Origin of the sequence: Duganella radicis (assembly GCF_009720825.1) — a bacterium.
In the GTDB taxonomy this organism is placed as follows: Bacteria; Pseudomonadota; Gammaproteobacteria; order Burkholderiales; family Burkholderiaceae_D; genus Rugamonas; species Rugamonas radicis.
Window position 1 is genome coordinate 66,255 of record NZ_WNKY01000022.1, and the last position, 17,957, is coordinate 84,211.

Annotated in this window: 10 protein-coding genes; 3 read left to right on the plus strand and 7 right to left on the minus strand. The window is 64.9% G+C overall.

What is annotated here, in order from left to right:
* Positions 1-8: 8 nt before the first annotated feature.
* From GM676_RS19180 to GM676_RS19205, 6 genes are read right to left on the minus strand one after another with little or no spacing between them, the layout of a single operon-like run.
* Entirely contained in the window at positions 9-1,682 is a 1,674-nt protein-coding gene (locus GM676_RS19180) for a PAS domain-containing sensor histidine kinase (protein WP_155465466.1), read from the minus strand.
* Positions 1,679-4,222 carry a chemotaxis protein CheB gene (locus tag GM676_RS19185; protein ID WP_229262767.1) on the minus strand — a complete coding sequence of 848 codons (2,544 nt, stop codon included), beginning with the start codon at positions 4,220-4,222 and terminating at the stop codon, positions 1,679-1,681. The genes GM676_RS19180 and GM676_RS19185 overlap by 4 nt, the downstream gene beginning before the upstream one ends.
* Positions 4,223-4,278: 56 nt before the next feature.
* Positions 4,279-5,700 carry an efflux transporter outer membrane subunit gene (locus GM676_RS19190; RefSeq protein ID WP_155465468.1) on the minus strand — a complete coding sequence of 474 codons (1,422 nt, stop codon included), beginning with the start codon at positions 5,698-5,700 and terminating at the stop codon, positions 4,279-4,281.
* Positions 5,697-9,008, minus strand: coding sequence for an efflux RND transporter permease subunit (locus tag GM676_RS19195; RefSeq protein ID WP_371866295.1), 3,312 nt, complete (start codon positions 9,006-9,008; stop codon positions 5,697-5,699). Before GM676_RS19195 ends, GM676_RS19190 begins: the two co-directional genes overlap by 4 nt.
* Positions 9,005-12,112 carry an efflux RND transporter permease subunit gene (locus tag GM676_RS19200; RefSeq protein ID WP_155465470.1) on the minus strand — a complete coding sequence of 1,036 codons (3,108 nt, stop codon included), beginning with the start codon at positions 12,110-12,112 and terminating at the stop codon, positions 9,005-9,007. The genes GM676_RS19195 and GM676_RS19200 overlap by 4 nt, the downstream gene beginning before the upstream one ends.
* Positions 12,109-13,419, minus strand: coding sequence for an efflux RND transporter periplasmic adaptor subunit (locus GM676_RS19205; RefSeq protein ID WP_155465472.1), 1,311 nt, complete (start codon positions 13,417-13,419; stop codon positions 12,109-12,111). Before GM676_RS19205 ends, GM676_RS19200 begins: the two co-directional genes overlap by 4 nt.
* 243 nt (positions 13,420-13,662) lie before the next feature.
* Between GM676_RS19205 and GM676_RS19210 the strand changes: the two genes are divergently transcribed.
* From GM676_RS19210 to GM676_RS19220, 3 genes are read left to right on the plus strand one after another with little or no spacing between them, the layout of a single operon-like run.
* Complete coding sequence (locus GM676_RS19210; RefSeq protein WP_155465474.1) at positions 13,663-14,097, plus strand: Spy/CpxP family protein refolding chaperone; 435 nt, start codon at positions 13,663-13,665, stop codon at positions 14,095-14,097.
* A gap of 13 nt (positions 14,098-14,110) precedes the next feature.
* On the plus strand, positions 14,111-14,839 hold the full coding sequence (locus GM676_RS19215) for a response regulator (RefSeq protein ID WP_155465476.1): 729 nt from the start codon (positions 14,111-14,113) through the stop codon (positions 14,837-14,839).
* Positions 14,839-16,074 carry a sensor histidine kinase gene (locus tag GM676_RS19220; RefSeq protein WP_155465478.1) on the plus strand — a complete coding sequence of 412 codons (1,236 nt, stop codon included), beginning with the start codon at positions 14,839-14,841 and terminating at the stop codon, positions 16,072-16,074. Before GM676_RS19215 ends, GM676_RS19220 begins: the two co-directional genes overlap by 1 nt.
* Here GM676_RS19220 and sppA read toward each other — a convergent pair.
* Entirely contained in the window at positions 16,071-17,957 is a 1,887-nt protein-coding gene (gene sppA, locus GM676_RS19225; protein WP_155465480.1) for a signal peptide peptidase SppA, read from the minus strand. The genes GM676_RS19220 and sppA overlap by 4 nt on opposite strands.

A 17,957-nucleotide genomic window follows, 5' to 3' on the forward strand; every position in this document is an offset into this window, starting at 1 on the left:
CGCCGATATTATAGATCGAAGCTCAAGGCCAGCCTACAGCCGCGCCCTCCGGCGGCCGGGCCGATTTCCAGCCGGCCGCCCAACGCGGCCACCCGCTGGCGCATGCCGATCAGGCCAAAGGCGTCGCCGTTGGCGCCTGGCGCGGCGCCATCCGGCGGCAGGCCGATGCCGTTATCGGCCACGCTCAGCGTCAACCGCCCTGAAGCCATCGCCAGCGCAATCTCCACCCGGCTGGCGGCGGCATGGCGGCGCACATTGCTCAACGCCTCCTGCGCCGCGCGGAACAGGACCAGCGCCATTTCCGGCGGAATGGCCGCGCATTCCGCTTCATCCGGCAACGACAGCGCGCAGGACAAGCCGGTGCGCCGGCCAAATTCCCCCGCCTGCCACTCCAGCGCCGCCGGCAGGCCCAGGTCCAGCACCGCCGGCCGCAGCTCGTTCATGATGCCCCGCACGCTGCGGATAGTGGCGTCCACGTTGTGCAGCGCCGCTTGCACGCGCGCATGCAACAGCCCATGGCTTGCGCTGGTGCGTGCGCTCAGCATGGAGATGTCGATACGTAGCGCCAGCAGGTTCTGGCCCAGTTCATCATGAATGTCGCGGGCGATGCGCTTGCGCTCCTCTTCCTTGATGGTTTCCAGGTGTTCGGCCAGTTGGCGCAATTGCTCGCGTGACGCGCTCAGTTCAGCGGTGCGCTCGGCCACCCGCACATCCAGCTCCTGCGACCAGCGCAGTAGCGCCGCCTCGGCCTCGCGCTGGGCCGTCACGTCCGAGAACACGCCGATGAAATAGCTGATCGCGTCGCCGTCGCGGATCACGGTCAGCGACATGCGGGCGGTGTATGGCGTGCCGTCACGGCGGCGGTTGAATACGTCGCCAGCCCACTGGCCCTCCGCGCGCAGCTGGCGCATGGCATCCGCATGATAGCCCGGCGGATGCGCGTCCTGGCGGCCCAGGAAGCGTGGATTGCGTCCCAGCGCTTCCTCCACCGGATAGCCAGTGAGCGTGGTGAACGCATGGTTGACCGAGACGATGTTGTGATCGAGATCGCACACCAGCACACCCTCGCCGATATTGTCCAGCACCCGCATGGCGCGCAGCCGGGCGGCATCGCGCACGCCGGGCGTGCCCATGTCGGTGAGGATAACGCGGCACTTGGCGGCGGCGGCATCGAGATTGGCCTCGATGCGCACCTGCCGCGTAACCGAGGCGCCGTCGGCCGCGTTGGCGTCGAACAGCGGCGCTTCCATCACGGCGCGCTCGCCGCTTTCGACCAGGCGGGCCAGGAAGCGGCGCAGCCCGGCCTGCGCCTGCGGCGCCAGGAATTGTTCGAAGCGCTTGCCGATCAGGTCATTGCGTTCACTTTGCAGCAGTTCGCCGGCGGCCAGGTTGGCGCGCACGATCAGGCCGCCATCGACCAGGGAAAGGTAGCCGGCCGGCGCCAGGTCGTACAGCGTGGCGTAGCGCTGACGCATGATCTCCGCTTCATCGCGCTCGCTCGCCAGTTCGGCCAGCGCCAGTTGCTGCATCTCCAGCTCGATCTGGCCGACTTGCAGCTCATGCCATTGTTTGAGCTGGTCGCTGTCCGCGCCAGCGGATGGTTGCGGCAGCGCGGCCAACGCCCGTTCCGCCACTTCACGCAGCTCGTCGCGATCCAGCGCCGGGCGCGGCCGCCTGCTCATGGCGCGCCGGCGTCCTTGTGCATGGACAGCAGGCGCGCCTCCATCTGCTTCAATTCGGTGATGTTGATGAAGGTGACCACCACCCCGTCGATCACGTTATCGACCGTGCGGTAGGGGCGGATGCGCATGGTGTACCAGCCGCCGCTGCGGGTCTCGATCTGCTTTTCGCAGAACACCAGCGTGCGCAGGACCTGCTGCGCGTCCTCCTCCAGATCCGAGTACAGCAAGTCGTTGACGATGTCGCTCAACGGCCGATTGACGTCGCTCGGGATCAGCTTGTAGATCTGCGTGGTCTGATCGGTGAAGCGGCGGATGCGCAACTCGCCGTCAAGGAAGATGGTGGCCACGTCGGTGCTGTTCAGCAGGTTCTTCATGTCGCCGTTGACCAGCGACAGGTCGTCCACCTTCGATTGCAGCTCGGCGTTGACGGTGTACAGCTCCTCGTTCAGGGACTGCATCTCTTCCTTCGACGTGGTCAGTTCCTCGTTGGTCGACTGAAGCTCCTCGTTGGTCGATTGCAGTTCTTCATTGGCGGACTTGAGTTCTTCGCGCGAGGCCTGCATTTCGTCGCGCACCGCCTGGATTTCGAGCCGTGCCTGTGCCAGTTGCTGCTCCAGCTCCAGGACATAAGGGTTGGTCGAACGCGTGCGGCGCTTCTTGGGCGGCAGCGGCACACTGGAAAAGGTCAGCAGCACGGTGCCGGGCAAGGGGCCGGTTTCCGGCATGGCTTCCGCCGTCAGGTCCAGCGCCTGCGAAGCCTTGCCCGACTCGTCGCGCTGAATCAGCCCGCGCACCGCGAACACGCCCGACTCCTGGGTGGCGCGCTTGAGCAGCTCGGCCATCTCGTGGCGCAGGCCGTCGCGCGCCATCGCATGGATATTCCAGTTGGCCTTGCCGGCTGCCGGTTCGAGATAGGCGCCGGTGCGACCGTGGATGTACAGGATATCGCCATGGGCGTTAAGGAGCACCGCGGCCGGCGCATGCTTTCTGAGTAGTTGCTGCTCGACCTGGACTTGAAGGTTACCGTTCATGGATGGATTGACAGGTTCAATGACTGTAGGCGCCGTTACGCTGCTGACGCGCGTTGGGAAGTAGTTTGCCACGCGATGGATGGAGGCGTCCAGTCGCCGGTAGATACGGCCGGCACCGGCCATCGGCGTGAACAGCTCGTTGAAGTGGCCCGGCGTGTCGGCGCTGCCCAGCATCAGCAGGCCACCGGTGCGCACGGCATAATGGAACAGCGGGATCAGTTGCTCTTGCAGCTTGGCCGTGAAGTAGATCAGCAGGTTGCGGCAGCACAGGATATCGAGCTTGGTGAAAGGCGGATCGGAGATCACATTCTGGCGCGCGAAGATGATCATGTTGCGCACGTCCTTGCGGATGCGGTAACCGTCCTTCTCGGCCGGCATGAAATAACGCTGCAACAGGTCGGGCGCGACGTCGGCCTCGATGTCGGCGCCGAACACGCCCTGGCGCGCCTGGTCGACCGCATCGTCGTCAAGATCGGTGGCGAAGATCTGCAAGGTGTAGCGCGCCGTCGGCCGCAAACGCTCCAGCACCTCGTTGAAGACAATCGCCAGCGAGTAGGCTTCCTCGCCGGTCGAGCAGGCCGCCACCCAGGCCTTGAAGGAGGCGCCATCAGGATGCTCGGCCAATAGTTGCGGCAGCGCGGTATTGAGCAGGTATTCCCACACCTTGGGATCGCGGAAGAAATTGGTCACACCGATCAGCAACTCCTTGAACAGCAGATCCACCTCGGCCGGATTGATGCGCATGAACTTGACGTAGTCGGCCAGCGAGCCGCACTGGCGCAGTTTCATGCGGCGGTCGATGCGGCGCAACACCGTGCTAAGTTTGTAGTCGGAGAAGTTGGCGCCGGTCTGCTGGAGCAGCAGCTGGAACAGCTGCTGCAAGCCCTCGCGCTGGATCAGCGCCTGTTCCGGCAGGCCCGATTCCTGGGTGCTCCACCACTCGGCGATGCGGGTCGTCATCTGCCCTGGCAGCTCGACGATGTCCACCGCGCGCGCGGCGATGACGCTGGACGGCATGTGATCGAAGCGCGCCGACGACGGCAACTGCGCCAGCGTCAGGCCGCCCTCGTCGCGGATCGCCTTCAAACCCCGGGTGCCGTCCGCCCCCATGCCGGAAAAGATAATGCCGACCGCGATGTCGCGGCTATGCACGGCCAGCGATTTGAAGAAAGTATCGATCGGCAGGTGATGGCCGCGCCGGGCGCCGGCCGCATGCAGCACAAAGTGATAATGCTCGATGGTCAGGTCGTGGTTGGGCGGGATGACATAGACCCGGTTGGGCAGGACAGCCATGCCATCCTCGATCTCGCGCACCGACATGGTGGTCATGCGCTGCAACAGCTCCGGCAGCATGCATTTGTGCAGTGGGTCCAGGTGCTGTATCACCACGTAGGCAAAGCCGCTGTCCGGCGGCACGCTGACGAGGAACTCGCAGATCGGATCGAGCCCGCCGGCGGACGCGCCGATGCCGACGATGGGCATCGGCGCTGGGACGGCGGGAGCGTTCATTTTCCGGATCATCGAGGCATGTTTTGATGTACATCTTGCCAGATGATTATAGCAGCCTACTCCTGCGCCGCGTGCCACCCTCCGCCCAGGGACTGGATCAAGGCGATCGCCGTGGTCTGGCGGTCGGCCTGGGCCTGCACCAGCGAACGGCGCGCGCTCAATGCGGTCTGCTGGGCCGTGACGACATCGCTGTAACTCACCTGGCCGGCGCGGTAGCGATTCAGCATCTGCACTTCCACCTGGTCGGCCGCTTCGGAGGCGGCCTTGCGCAGATCCTGCTGCTGCGCCAGCGTGCGGGTCGCGGTCAGCTGATTCTCCACATCGGCAAACGCGGTCAGCACGGTCTGGCGATAAGTGGCGATAGCCTGGTCGCGCGCCGCTTCGGCGCCGCTGACGCGCGCCCTGGTGGCGCCGGCGTCGAACAAGGTCTGCGCCGCCGACAGGCCGAGCGACCACAGATTGTTGGAGGCATTGAACAAGCCGCCGGTGGACGCCGCGCCATAGCCGTAGGAACCAGTCAGGTTCAGGCTGGGGAAGTAGGCGCTGCGGGCGATGCCGATCTGCTGGTTGGCGGCGGCCACGCGGCGCTCGGCGGCGGCGATGTCCGGACGGCGTTGCAGCAGCGTCGATGGCACGCCGGTTGGCACGTCCGGCACCACGATCTTCCATTCGGCCGGCGCCAGCGTGAAGTCGCTGGCGGCCTTGCCCAGCAGGACCGCGATCGCGTGTTCCAGCGTGGCGCGCTGGCGCACCAGCGTAATCTGGTCGATGCGGGCACTGGCCAATTGGGTCTGCGCTTGCAGCAGGTCGGACTTGGCGGCGATGCCGGCGTCGAAGCGGTTCTGGGTGATTTGCAGCACGCGCTGGTAGCCTTCTACCGTGGCGTCCAGCAGCGCTTTTTCGGCATCGGTCTGGCGCAGCGAGAAGTAGTTGGTGGCCAGCTCGCCCTGCGCCGACAGGCGCGCGGCGGCCAGGTCGGCGGCGCTGGCTTGCAGGCTGGCGGTGGCGTTGCCGACGCCGGCGCGCAGCTTGCCCCAGACATCCGGCTCCCAGCTGGCGCCAATGTTGGCGCGGTACTGATTGGCGGTCTGCGTGTTGCCGCCACCGCCGGAGCGGGTGGCGCTGCCGTTCAGGTCCACGCTCGGGAACAAGGAGGCGCGCTGCTCGGCCACCAGCGCCCTCGCCTGCGCGTAGGAAGCCACGGCGGCGGCCACGTTCTGGTTATTCACCTCGATCGATTCGGCCATCAGATTCAGCAGCGGATCGCCGAACAGCTGCCACCACGGGCCGCGTTCCAGCGTGTCCGCCGGTGCGGCGGCGGTCCAGCCGGCGGCTGCCTTATCGGCGTCGCTCGGGGTTTCCTTGTAGGCCACTGGCTGCGACGTGTCCGGCGTTTTGTAGGTCGGCGTGACCGAGCATGCCGACAACAGCGCCAGCGCGATCAGGGAATAACGGGGAGATGGTGCGTATTTACTCATGTTGTGACCATGCGGCTCAGTTGTTGTTCGGACGGGCTGCGGCGGCGCAGCTTGTCCATCAGGATGTAGACGACGGGAGTGGTCAGCAGTGTCAGGCACTGGCTGGCGACCAAACCGCCGATGATGGCCACGCCCAGCGGCTGGCGCAGTTCCGAGCCTTCGCCGAAACCGATCGCCAGCGGCAGCGCGCCCAGCGCGGCGGCCACGGTGGTCATCAGGATGGGACGGAAGCGCAGCAAGCAGGCTTCACGCACGGCTTCCATCGGCGACAGCCCGCGCGAGCGCTCGGCTTCCAGCGCAAAGTCGATGATCAGGATGGCGTTCTTCTTGACGATACCAATCAGCAGGAAAATGCCGATCAGCGCAATCGTCGAGAACTCCATCTTGAAGACCAGCAGCGCCAGCACCGCGCCCACGCCGGCCGACGGCAGCGTGGTCAGCACCGTCACCGGGTGCACCAGGCTTTCGTACAGAATGCCCAGCACGATGTAGATCACCACGATGGCCGCGAGGATCAGCAAAGGCAGCGACTTGTTGCTGTCCTGCGCCGCCTTGGCGGAACCGGCGAAGCTGCCGCGCACATTGTTCGGCATGGCGATTTCCGCCTCCGCCGCCTTGATCTGCTCCGCCGCGTCGGACAGGCTGGCGCCTTCGGCCAGGTTGAAGGCGATGGTGGTGGCCAGTTCACCGTCCTGGTGGTTGATCGAGGTGGCGGCCGAGCTTTCGGCGAACGACGCCAGCGTTGACAACGGCACCATGGTGGTGGCCGTGGTGCTCAGCGCCGATCCGGACGACGCATCCTTCACCGCCGGCGCGGCGACGTTGGCGGCGGTGGCGGTGCTGGCCGTACTGGTGCTGGCCGTGCCGGTGCCGGTGCTGGTGCCACCGGTGCCGCCGGTGCCGCTCGTCGTGACGGCCGGGGTGGTGGCGACCGGGGCGCCGGTCGGATTGGCGGCGGTCGGCGATGGCAGGCCTTTGGACGGCACATAAACATCGTTCAGCGCTTCCGGACTCCTGGCGTACCAGCGCGGCACTTCCATGATCACGTGATACTGGTTCAGCTCACCGTAGATGGTGGCCACCTGACGCTGGCCAAAACTGTCGTACAGCGCATTGTCCACATCCTTGGTCGAAATCCCGAGACGGGCCGCACTTTGCTTGTCGATGGTGACAAAAGTCTCGACACCGTTGTCGGCCTGATCGGAGTCCACGTCGATCAGCGCCTTCTGGCTCTTCATCGCCTCCGCCAGACGGGAAGCCCACTTTTTCAGGTCGGCCTGGTTATCGCTCTTCAGCGTGTACTGATAGTTGGCGTTGGCCGAGCGGCCACCCGAGCGCAGATCCTGCACTGGACTGAGGAACAGGCTCACACCGGTGACCCTGGCCAGCTTGGGCCGCAGACGCGCAATCACCGCCTGTCCCGCCACCTTGCGCTGGTTGGCCGGTTTCAGATTGATGAACATGAAACCGCCGCCGGCACGCCGGCCGCCGGTAAAGCCCACCACCGTGGCCACATCGGGATCTTCCCTGATGATGTTGACCAGCTGGCGCAGCTTGCCCTGCATGGCCTGGAACGAGATACTCTGGTCGGCGCGGATGCCGCCGTTGATCTGGCCCGTGTCCTGCTGCGGGAAGCCGCCTTTCGGAATGGCCGCGAACAGATAGAAATTCAGGCCGATCACAAACACAAGGCTCAGCATCACCAGCCACACGCTGTGCAGCGCCCAATCCAGCGAGTGCTCGTAACCTTTGAGGATGACGTCAAAACCACGCTCGAAAAAGCGCGCGATGCGGCCCGGCGGTTTGGCGTGATGCGCGCCAGGCGACAGCAGCCATGCGCACATCATCGGCGTGGTGGTCAGCGAGATCACCAGAGAAATCATCACCGCCGCCGACAGCGTAATCGCAAATTCCTTGAACAGCGCGCCGAACTGTCCGCCCATGAACAGCAGCGGAATGAACACGGCAATCAGCGAAAGGCTGATCGACAGCACGGTGAAGCCCACCTCGCGCGCGCCCAGCAGCGCCGCCTTGAAGCGGTCCATGCCGGCCTCGATATGGCGGGTGGTATTTTCCAGCACCACGATGGCGTCATCGACCACGAAGCCGGTGGCCACGGTCAGCGCCATCAGCGACAGATTATTCAGGCTGAAACCCAGCAAATACATGACGCCGAAAGTGCCCAGCAGCGAGACGATGGTGGCCACGGTCGGCACAATGGTGGCCCGCACATTGCGCAGGAAGATGCTCACCACCAGCACCACCAGCAGGATGGAGATGATCAGCGTGACCTCGATTTCATGCAGCGAGGAGCGGATCGAGTTGGTGCTGTCGCTGGCCACCTGGATGGTCACGTCCGGCGGCAACTGCGCCTGCAAGGTAGGCAGCTGCGCGCGCACGCTGTCCACCGTTTCGATCACATTGGCGCCGGCTTGTGAACGCAGGATCACGATAATGGCAGGCTGGCCATTGAACAGGCCAAGATTGTTCTGGTCCTCGACGCCATCCACCACCTCCGCCACATCCTTCAGGCGAATCGGCGTGCCGTTGCGGAAGCCGACGATCAGGTTCTGATAGTCCGAGGCGCTGCGGCCACCGATGGCATTGGCCGATTCCGAATAAATCTGCAAGCGGCGCCCATCGCCCTGAATCGCGCCGCGTGGACGGTTGGCGTTGGTGGCCTGGATGGCGGCGCGCACGTCCTCCATCGACAGGCCTTGCCGGTTCAGCGCATACGGGTTCAGTTCCACGCGCACGGCCGGCAGCGAGCTGCCGCCCAGTTCCACGTCGCCCACCCCGGTCACCTGCGACAGGCGTTGCAGCACGATGTTGGACACCGAATCATAGATCTGGCCCGGCGTGCGAGTCTTGGACGTCAGCGCCAGAATCATGGCCGGCGCGCCCGAGGTGTTGGCCTTGCGGTAGGTCGGATTGCTGCGCAGCGTGGCCGGCAGGTCGACCCGGCTGGCGTTGATGGCAGCCTGCACTTCGCGTGCCACCGAGTCCACATTGCGGTTCAAATCGAACTGCAAGGTGATGTTGGAGGTGCTGGTACTGGACTGCGAAGTCATCTCGTTGACGCCGGCGATGGTGCCGAGATGGCGCTCCAGCGGCGTCGACACGCTGGTCGCCATGGTGGACGGACTGGCGCCCGGCAGCGTCGCGTTCACCGTAATGATCGGGAAGTCCACCTGCGGCAGCGGCGCCACCGGCAGCACGAAGAACGCGCCTATGCCGGCCAGGGCCACGCCGATCGTCAACAGGACGGTGGCGATCGGGCGCTTGACGAATGGCGAGGACAGGTTCACAGCGCACCGCCTTCGGCTTGCGTCACAGGCTTGCCGCTCTTGCCGCCAAAGCGGCGCGCCAGGCTGTCGAAGCCGAGGTAAATCACCGGCGTGGTGTACAGCGTCAGCATCTGGCTGACGATCAAGCCGCCGAAGATGGCCAGACCCAGTGGGCGGCGCAGCTCAGCGCCTTCGCCCCAGCCGAACATCAGCGGCACGGCGGCAAACAGCGCGGCCAGCGTGGTCATGAGAATCGGACGGAAACGCAGCAGCGCCGCTTGATGGATCGCCTCGCGCGGCGGCTTGCCCTCATCGCGCTCCGCCTCGATGGCGAAGTCGATCATCATGATCGCGTTCTTCTTGACGATACCGATCAGCAGGATGATACCGATGATGCCGATCACGCCCAGCCCCTGCCCCGTGACCAGCAGCGCCAGCAATGCGCCCACGCCGGCCGACGGCAGCGTCGACAAAATGGTCAGCGGGTGGATATAGCTTTCATACAGCACGCCCAGCACGATGTACACGCAAATCACGGCGGCCAGGATCAGCCACAGTTGATTCGACAGGGAGTTCTGATAAGCGCCGGCGGCGCCGAGGAAGGTCATGGTCACCGATGGCGGGAACTTGATCTCGGCGGCGGCGTCGCGGATGCTGTCCACCGCCGTGCCGAGCGAGACGCCCGGTGCGGTGTCGAAGCCCAGCGTGGTGGCCGGATACTGCGCCACATGGGTGATTTGCAGCGGTGCCGGACGCTCGGTCACGGTGGCGACGGCCGACAGCGGTGTGGCCTTGCCGGAGCCGGTTCTCAGTTGCAGGTTGCCCAGATCGGCCGGCGTGGTGATATCGTCGCGGCGCGCCTCCAGGATCACGCGGTACTGATTGGTCTCGGTGAAGATGGTCGAGACGATGCGCTGACCGAAGGCACTGTAAAGCGCATCGTCGATGGCGGCGGCGGTGACCGACAGTCGCGAGGCGGTGTCACGGTCCACAGTGACATAAGCCGCATTGGCGCTGGCGCCGACGTCGGACACCACATTGCGCACCTGATGCTTGGTGCGCATTTGCGCCGCCAGCTTGGTGGCCCATTCGTTGACGGTGGCGTTGTCCGCCCCTTCGATCGATACCCGGAACTGGGTCGGGCCGGTTTCGGCGTCGATGGTCAAGTCCTGCGTCGGTTGCAGGTACAGCGTCAGCCCCGGGATCTCGGCCACGCGCGCGCGCAGGCGGTCCATGGTTTCCTGCTGGCTGCCGCTGCGCTTGCGCTTCAGATTAATCAGCATGCTGCCGGTGTGCAGCATGGTGTTGTTGGCGGCATCCACGCCGACCACGGAACTGAGATTGTTCACGTCCGGATCATCGAGGATCACCCTGGCCGCCTGCTGCTGCAAGGCCGCCATCTTTTCATACGAAACGGCCTTGGCGGTTTCAAGCCGCGCTTGCAGCTGGCCGGTGTCCTGTGTCGGGAACAGGCCTTTCGGAATGAAGATGTACAGCACCGCCGTCAGCACCAGCGTGCCCAGCGCCACCAGCAGCGTCAGGCCGCTATGCCTGATAACCCACGTGAGCGAGCTGTCGTAATGGCCGATCACCCAGTCGAAGAATTGCTGGAAGCGTTGCGCGAAGCGGGTCGGCTTTTCATCGGCATGGTTCCTCAGCCAGCGCGCCGACATCATCGGCACCAGCGTCAGCGACACCACGGCGGAGATCAGAATGGTGATCGCCAGCGAGATCGCGAATTCGCGGAACAAACGCCCCACCACATCGCCCATGAACAGCAGCGGAATCAGCACGGCGATCAGCGACACCGTCAGCGAGATGATGGTGAAGCCGATCTGTTGCGCGCCTTTCAGGGCGGCGGCCATTGGCGTCTCGCCCTCTTCGATGTAGCGGGCGATATTCTCGATCATGACGATGGCGTCGTCGACCACGAAGCCGGTGGCGATGGTCAGCGCCATCAGCGACAGATTGTTCAGCGAGTAGCCCAGCAAATACATCACGCCGCAGGTGCCGATCAGCGAAATCGGCACCGACAGCGAAGCGATCACGGTGGCGCGCAGGCTATGCAGGAAGGCGAAGATCACCAGCACCACCAGCACCACGGCCAGCACCAGCTCCATCTCCACGTGTTCGACCGAAGCGCGGATGCCATTGGTGCGGTCGCTCAGCACCTCGACATGGATAGCGCCAGGCAGGCCGGCTTGCAGCTCCGGCAGGCGCGCCTTGATCCCGTCCACGGTGGCGATCACGTTGGCGCCCGGCTGGCGCTGCACATTGAGGATGATGGCCTGTTTGGTGCCGGACCAGGCGCCCAGTTCCACGTTCTCCGCGCTGTCCACCACTTGCGCCACGTCGGTCAGGCGCACCGGTGCGCCGTTCTTGTAGGTCAGGATCAGTTCCTTGTAATCCCTGGCGGTCACCAGCTGGTCGTTGGCGTTGATGCTGTAGGCGCGGGTCGGACCATCGAAGCTGCCCTTGGCGCCGTTGGCGTTGGCGGCGGTGATGGCGGTGCGCAGCGTATCGAGGCCGAGACCATAGGCTGCCAGCGCGTTGGTGTCGGCTTGAATCCGCACCGCGGGACGCTGGCCGCCGCTCAGGGTAACCAGGCCGACGCCCGAGACCTGGCTAATCTTCAATGCCAGGCGCGTGTTGACGATGTTCTGCACTTCGGTCAGCGGCATCGTGTCGGAGGTGATGGCCAGCGTCATCACCGGTGCATCGGCCGGATTGACCTTGGCGTAGACCGGCGGCGCCGGCAGGTCGGTCGGCAGCAGCGAGTTGCCGGCATTGATGGCGGCCTGCACTTCCTGCTCGGCCACGTCGAGCGACAGGCCCAGGCCGAATTGCAGGGTGATGATGGAGACGCCGGAGGCACTGGTGGAACTCATGCGCTGCAAGCCGGCCATCTGGCCGAACTGGCGCTCCAGCGGCGCGGTCACGGTCTGGCCCATCACTTCGGGACTGCCGCCCGGGTACAGCGTCTGCACCTGGATGGTCGGGAAGTCCACCTGCGGCAGCGCCGACAACGGCAGGAACTTGAAGCCGACGATGCCCGCCAGGACGATGGCCAGCATCAGCAGCGAAGTCGCTACCGGTCGCTGGATGAATGGTGCGGATGGACTCATTGTTGTGCCGCGCCTTCCTTTTTACGGCGGTGATGTTCACCGGATGGCGACGACGCGCCATCCCTGCCGCCCTTGCCGCCACCCTGACCTGGCAACGTCACCTTCGCGCCTTCCTTCAGGCGGTCGGCGCCTTCGGTGATGACTTGTTCGCCCAGTTGCAGGCCTTCGGTGATCTGCACCTTGTCCACAGTGGCTGCGCCACGCTTGACGGGACGCACAGTGACCGTCTTGTCTTCCTTGAGCACGTAGACGAAGTCACCGTTGTTGCCATGACGGAGCGCCGTCACCGGCACCATGGTGGCGTCCTTGATGGTGCGCAGTTCGAGGCGCACGTTCACGAACTGGCTGGGGAACAGCGAGAACTTGGCGTTGGCGAAACGCGCCTTGGCCTTGACGGTGCCGGTCTGCGTATCGATCTGATTATCCATCGCGTAGAATTTGCCGCTGTCCAGCGTATTGGTGCGGGTGCGGTCCAGCGCCAGCGCCGGCAGGCTGGCGCCATCGTTGACGCGCTGCGCCACATCCGGCACGCTGTCCTGCGGGATCGAGAACTCGACGTCGATCGGCGACAACTGGGTAATCGTGGCCAGGCCGTTGGTATCGCTGGAACTCACCAGATTACCGATATCGACCGCGCGCAAGCCCACGCGGCCCGAGATCGGCGCCACCACCCTGGTATAGCCCAGATTCAGCTTGGCCGTGCCTTCGGCCGCCTTGTCGGTCATGACCGTGCCCTCCAGCTGCTTGACCAGCGCGGCCTGCGTGTCCACATCCTGGCGGGCGATCGAGTCCTGGGTCAACAACGTGCGATAGCGGTTCAGCGTCAGCCTGGCGTTTTCCAGCTGCGCCTCATCGCGCTGGCGATTGCCGGTGGCCTGCATCAGCGCCATCTCAAACTGGCGCGGATCGATCTGCGCCAGCACCTGTCCGGCCTTGACCAACTGGCCTTCCTTGAACAACACGCTTTGCAGGATGCCCGACACCTGCGCACGCACCGTGGTGGTGGCTGCCGCCGTCACGGTGCCCAGCGCTTCCAGCGTCACCGGAATATCGGCCTTCTCGGCCGTTGCCACGCCCACCGTGGTGGCAGGCGCGCGGCGCCCCCCCGGACCGCCAGGACCACCCGGCCCGGGACCGCCCGGACCTTGCGCACTGGCGCCACCGCCTGGCGCGGCCGGCTGGTGGGTCAGATACCAGGCCAATCCGCCCAGCCCCGCCATGACGGCAACGGCGATCACGCCGCCCAGTATCTTGCGGCTGCGCTTAGGTGGGTTGGCATTCAAACTCGGCTTGGCTTGCGAATCCATCGTTATCCTTTTTGTAGGCGTGCGTGTCCATGGCAAACACGCCATGGCCTCAATGCGAGGACTCTAGCATAAGCATTTGGCGATGTCTGTGAGAGCGCGTCCGGCGATACAAACTCGCTACAAATCAAGGACTTTGCGCACTTATCGTTAATGTGGCTTTACATATCTTTACCGGCGCGACATCGCTGCTCAACGTGTCCTCCGCATACTGGCCTCACTGTCAACTTACCGAGGGACGCCATCATGAACATCTTCAACCGCCAGACCATCGCCGCCTTCCTGCTGGGCTCCACGCTTGCCGTGGGCGTGGGCGCCTACGCCGTGGACCGCCACCAGGAGGGGCACCGCGGCCACATCGCCCGCCTGTACGCCGAAGTGCAAGCCACCGACGCGCAAAAAGCCAAGATCGACCCGCTGGTGAAGGCCGCCATGGCAGACCTCAAGCCACTGCACGAACAGCTGCACGACTTGCATAAAAAACTACTCGAACAAGCCAGCGCGCCGACCATCGACCGTGCCGCGCTGGAAGCCACGCGCCAGCAAGGCCTGGCGCTGGCCGACAAAGCCTCCAGACGCCTGATCCAGCTGGTGGCGGATGTTGGCGACACGCTGACGCCGGAGCAGCGCAAAAAACTGGCCGAGCACCTGAGCCACGGACGCCGGTTCCGTGGCATGTAATAAAATAAACCGCATGAACACTGTAGACCGCATACTGCTAGTTGAAGACGATCCCCGCCTGGCCGAGATGCTCACCGAGTATCTGACCCAGGCGGGTTTTCGCGTTACCCACGCCCCCACCGGCAACGCCGCCATGGAGCACATCGCCGCCGCTGAGATCGACGCGGTGATCCTCGACCTGATGCTGCCCGATATGGATGGCCTGGACGTCTGCCGCAAACTGCGCGCCACCTCCGACGTGCCGGTGCTGATGCTGACCGCGCGCGGCGACGCCATCGACCGCATCGTAGGGCTGGAAATCGGCGCCGACGATTACCTGCCCAAGCCTTTCGAGCCACGCGAGCTGCTGGCGCGGCTGCGCGCCATCCTGCGCCGCAGGGTCGATCTGCGCCACCTCGACGCGCCGCGCAGCGCCACCGCGGCGGGCAGCGAGGAATTCCTGCGCTTCGGCCGCCTCGAAATCGATCCGGCCGCGCATGCCGCGCGGCTCGATGGCGTGCCGTGCGAGCTGACCGCCTATCAGTTCGACCTGCTGCTGGTGCTGGCCAAACACGCCGGCCGCGTGCTGTCGCGCGACGCGCTGATGGACCTGCTGAAAGGCGAACCGCTGGAAGCGTTTGACCGCTCGATCGACGTCCACATGTCGCGCATCCGCGCCGCCGTGGAAGACGATCCCAAGAAACCCCGCCGCATCATCACCGTGCGTGGCGCCGGCTACCTGTTCGCCAAGGTGCAGGACTGATGGTACCGCGCCTCTACTTCCGCTTTTATGTCGCACTGCTGTTCATTCTGGTGCTGTTCGCGCTGGCGGTGGTGATGATCTGGAACCGCACCGGCAGCCCGCTGGAACGCTCCAACAACACGCTGGCGCAAGTGATCCAGAACGTGCTGGCGCCGGCCGATGCGCCGCCCGAAGAACAGCAGGCCGCCCTCGCCCGCGTGGCCGCAGGCCTCAACGCCCACATGACGCTGTACACGCGCGACTGGCATCCGCTGGCCGTGGTGGGAGAACAAATTCCGGCACGCCACTGGCGCCGCCAGGGCATGACCGGCCCGCCGCCGGAATCCTTCGTGCGCCTGCCGGACGGCCGCAAGCTGTTGTCCAGCGAACCGCTGGGCTTCACGCGGCCCAAAGCCATGCTGCACAACGCCCTGCTGCTGTTGGCGCTGGGGCTGGGCATCGCCGCATTCCCGCTGGTGCGCCATCTGACCAAGCGGCTGGAGCGCTTGCAGCACGGCGTCGAGAAACTGGGCGCGGGCGACCTCACCGCGCGCGTGCCGGTGGAAGGCAAGGATGAAGTGGCGCGGCTGGCGCAAAGCTTCAACCGCGCCGCCGACCAGATCGAACAACTGGTTGGCGCGCACAAAACGCTGCTGGCCAACGCCTCGCACGAACTGCGCACGCCGCTGGCGCGCATCCGTCTTGCGTTGGAGCTGATCCCGGAAGGCATCGATCCGAAACGGCGCGCCGGCCTGGAACAGGACATCGCCGAACTGAATCACCTGCTGGACGAAATCCTGCTGGCCAGCCGTCTCGGCGCCATCCAGGAAAATACCGACACCGAGGAACTGGACCTGCTGGCACTGGCCGCCGAAGAATGCGCGCGCTACGACGATGCCACACTGGATGGCGAATCGGCCATGATGCAAGGCGATCCGCGCCTGCTGCGCCGCCTGCTGCGCAACCTGCTGGAAAACGCGCATCGGCACGGCGTGCCACCGGCGAGTGTGCAGATCAGCTGCGCCAATGGCATGGCAACCTTACGGGTGTGGGATAAGGGACCGGGGGTGCCGGACCCGGAATTCGAGCGCGTATTCGAGCCCTTCTTCCGCAGGCGCGGGACGCTGGACAACACTGGTGCCGGTCTTGGCCTGGCGCTGGTGCGCCAGATCGCCCGCCGCCACGGTGGCGAAGCGCGCTGCGCCCTGATGAAAGATGGACGCAGCTGCTTCGAAGTGACGCTGCCTTTGCTTTAAGGAGATTCGCACAGGCAGTGGGTGATGGCGGTGAACGGTTTTTTCTGCGCCGTGACATCCGACAGCCAGCCGAAGTCATTCGCGATACCGGCGGCAGCGCTTGGCGGCAGGCCGGCGGTGGCCGCCGCGCCCAGCTTGAGCTGCGAGGTCACGGCTTGCGCGATCGACTGCACCGCAGCTTGCGCCGTGCCGCCGCCGGCCATCTCGATCAGACGGTCAAACTTGCTGATCTCGCGCTCCACGTACACCACGCGATAATCGGCCGGCAGCTTGGCGCGCGCCGCTGCGGATTTCAAGGCATCGCCATAGCTGCCCAGACGGTCGACCAGGCCACGGTCCTTGGCCTGCGCGCCAGTCCATACGCGGCCTTGCGCCACCTCATCGATCTTCTCCGGCGTGGTCTTGCGCGCCGCCGCGGCCTTGGTGGTGAACTCCGCGTAAATGTGATTGATGCTGCCCTGGATCACCTGACCGAGGCGCGGGTCCAGTGGGCGCAGCGGATTGCCCGCATCGCCCAGCCAGGTGGTCGGCTGGCCGGCGGTGTGGATGCCCAGCTTGTCGATCACCTTGTCGGCGGTCGGCAGGATGGCAAACACGCCGATCGAACCGGTGATGGTGTTCGGCTCCGCGATCACCTCATCGGACGACATCGAAATCCAGTAGCCACCGGACGCCGCCACGTTACCCATCGAAACCACCACCGGCTTGCCGGCGGCTCGCGTCAGTTCCAGCTCGCGGCGGATCAGCTCCGAGGCAAACGCGCTGCCGCCAGGAGAATCAATGCGCAGCACCACAGCCTTGATGCTGTCATCCTCGCGCGCCAGACGAATCAGCTTGGAGGTCGAATCGCCGCCGATGGAGCCCGGACCAGCACTGCCATCGCTGATCTCACCCTGCGCCACGATCACGCCGACAGCATCGCCGGTCAGCTTGCGCGGCACGCGGTTCAGGTATTCGTCAAAGCTGACCTGACGGAAGCTCTTGCCCTCCGCGTCGGCGGCGCCGCGCTTGATCATCATCTGACGCAATTCATCCTTGGTCTTCAGGCCATCGACAAACTTGGTCGACAGCGACAGCTTGGCCAGGTCGCCATTCACCGCCGCCACTTGTGCCGGCAAGTCGTTGATGGTCTTCATAATCTGACCCTGCGGCAGCTTGCGCGCCTTCTCCACGTTGTCGGTGTACGAAGCCCACAGCGCGCTATTCAGGTAGGACTCAGCCTCGCTGGCCGCTTGCGACGGACCGTTGGCGATGTATGGCTCGGCGAAGCTCTTGTAGGTGCCAACCCGCAGCAGGTTGACGGTGACGCCCAGCTTGTCCAGCGCATCGCGATAGTAATTGCGATAGCGGCCGAAACCTTCGATCAGCACCATGCCCATCGGATGCAAATAGACTTCGTTGGCGTGGGCGGCCAGCAGGTACTGGCGCTGGTCGTAGCTGGAACCCCAGGCCACCACCGGCTTGCCGGACGCCTTGAAGCGGTCGATGGCGCTGGCCACTTCGCGCAGCGTGGCCTGGCCGGCGCCTTGCAGTTCATCGGTCAGCAGCACGGCGGCGCCGACATCGGGGTCCTTGGCCGCCTGCTCCAGCACCGCCAGCACATCGCGCAGCTGAATCATCTTGTGCACTTCGCCGCCGCGCAGATTGGTCACCAGCGCCTCACGCGCATTGACGCTCGACTGCTCGACCAACTGCCCTTTCAGATCCAGCACCAGCGTGGTCTTGGGTTGCAGCGGCTTGGCGCCGCCGCCGAAGATCGCATACAGCAGCACAAGCACAATGAACAGGAAAATCAGGTTAAGCACCGTACGGCGGCTGGCATCCAGCGCGCGCCAGAAAAAGGCGAAACCGTTACGGATATAAGAAAACGGTGATTGGCTCAT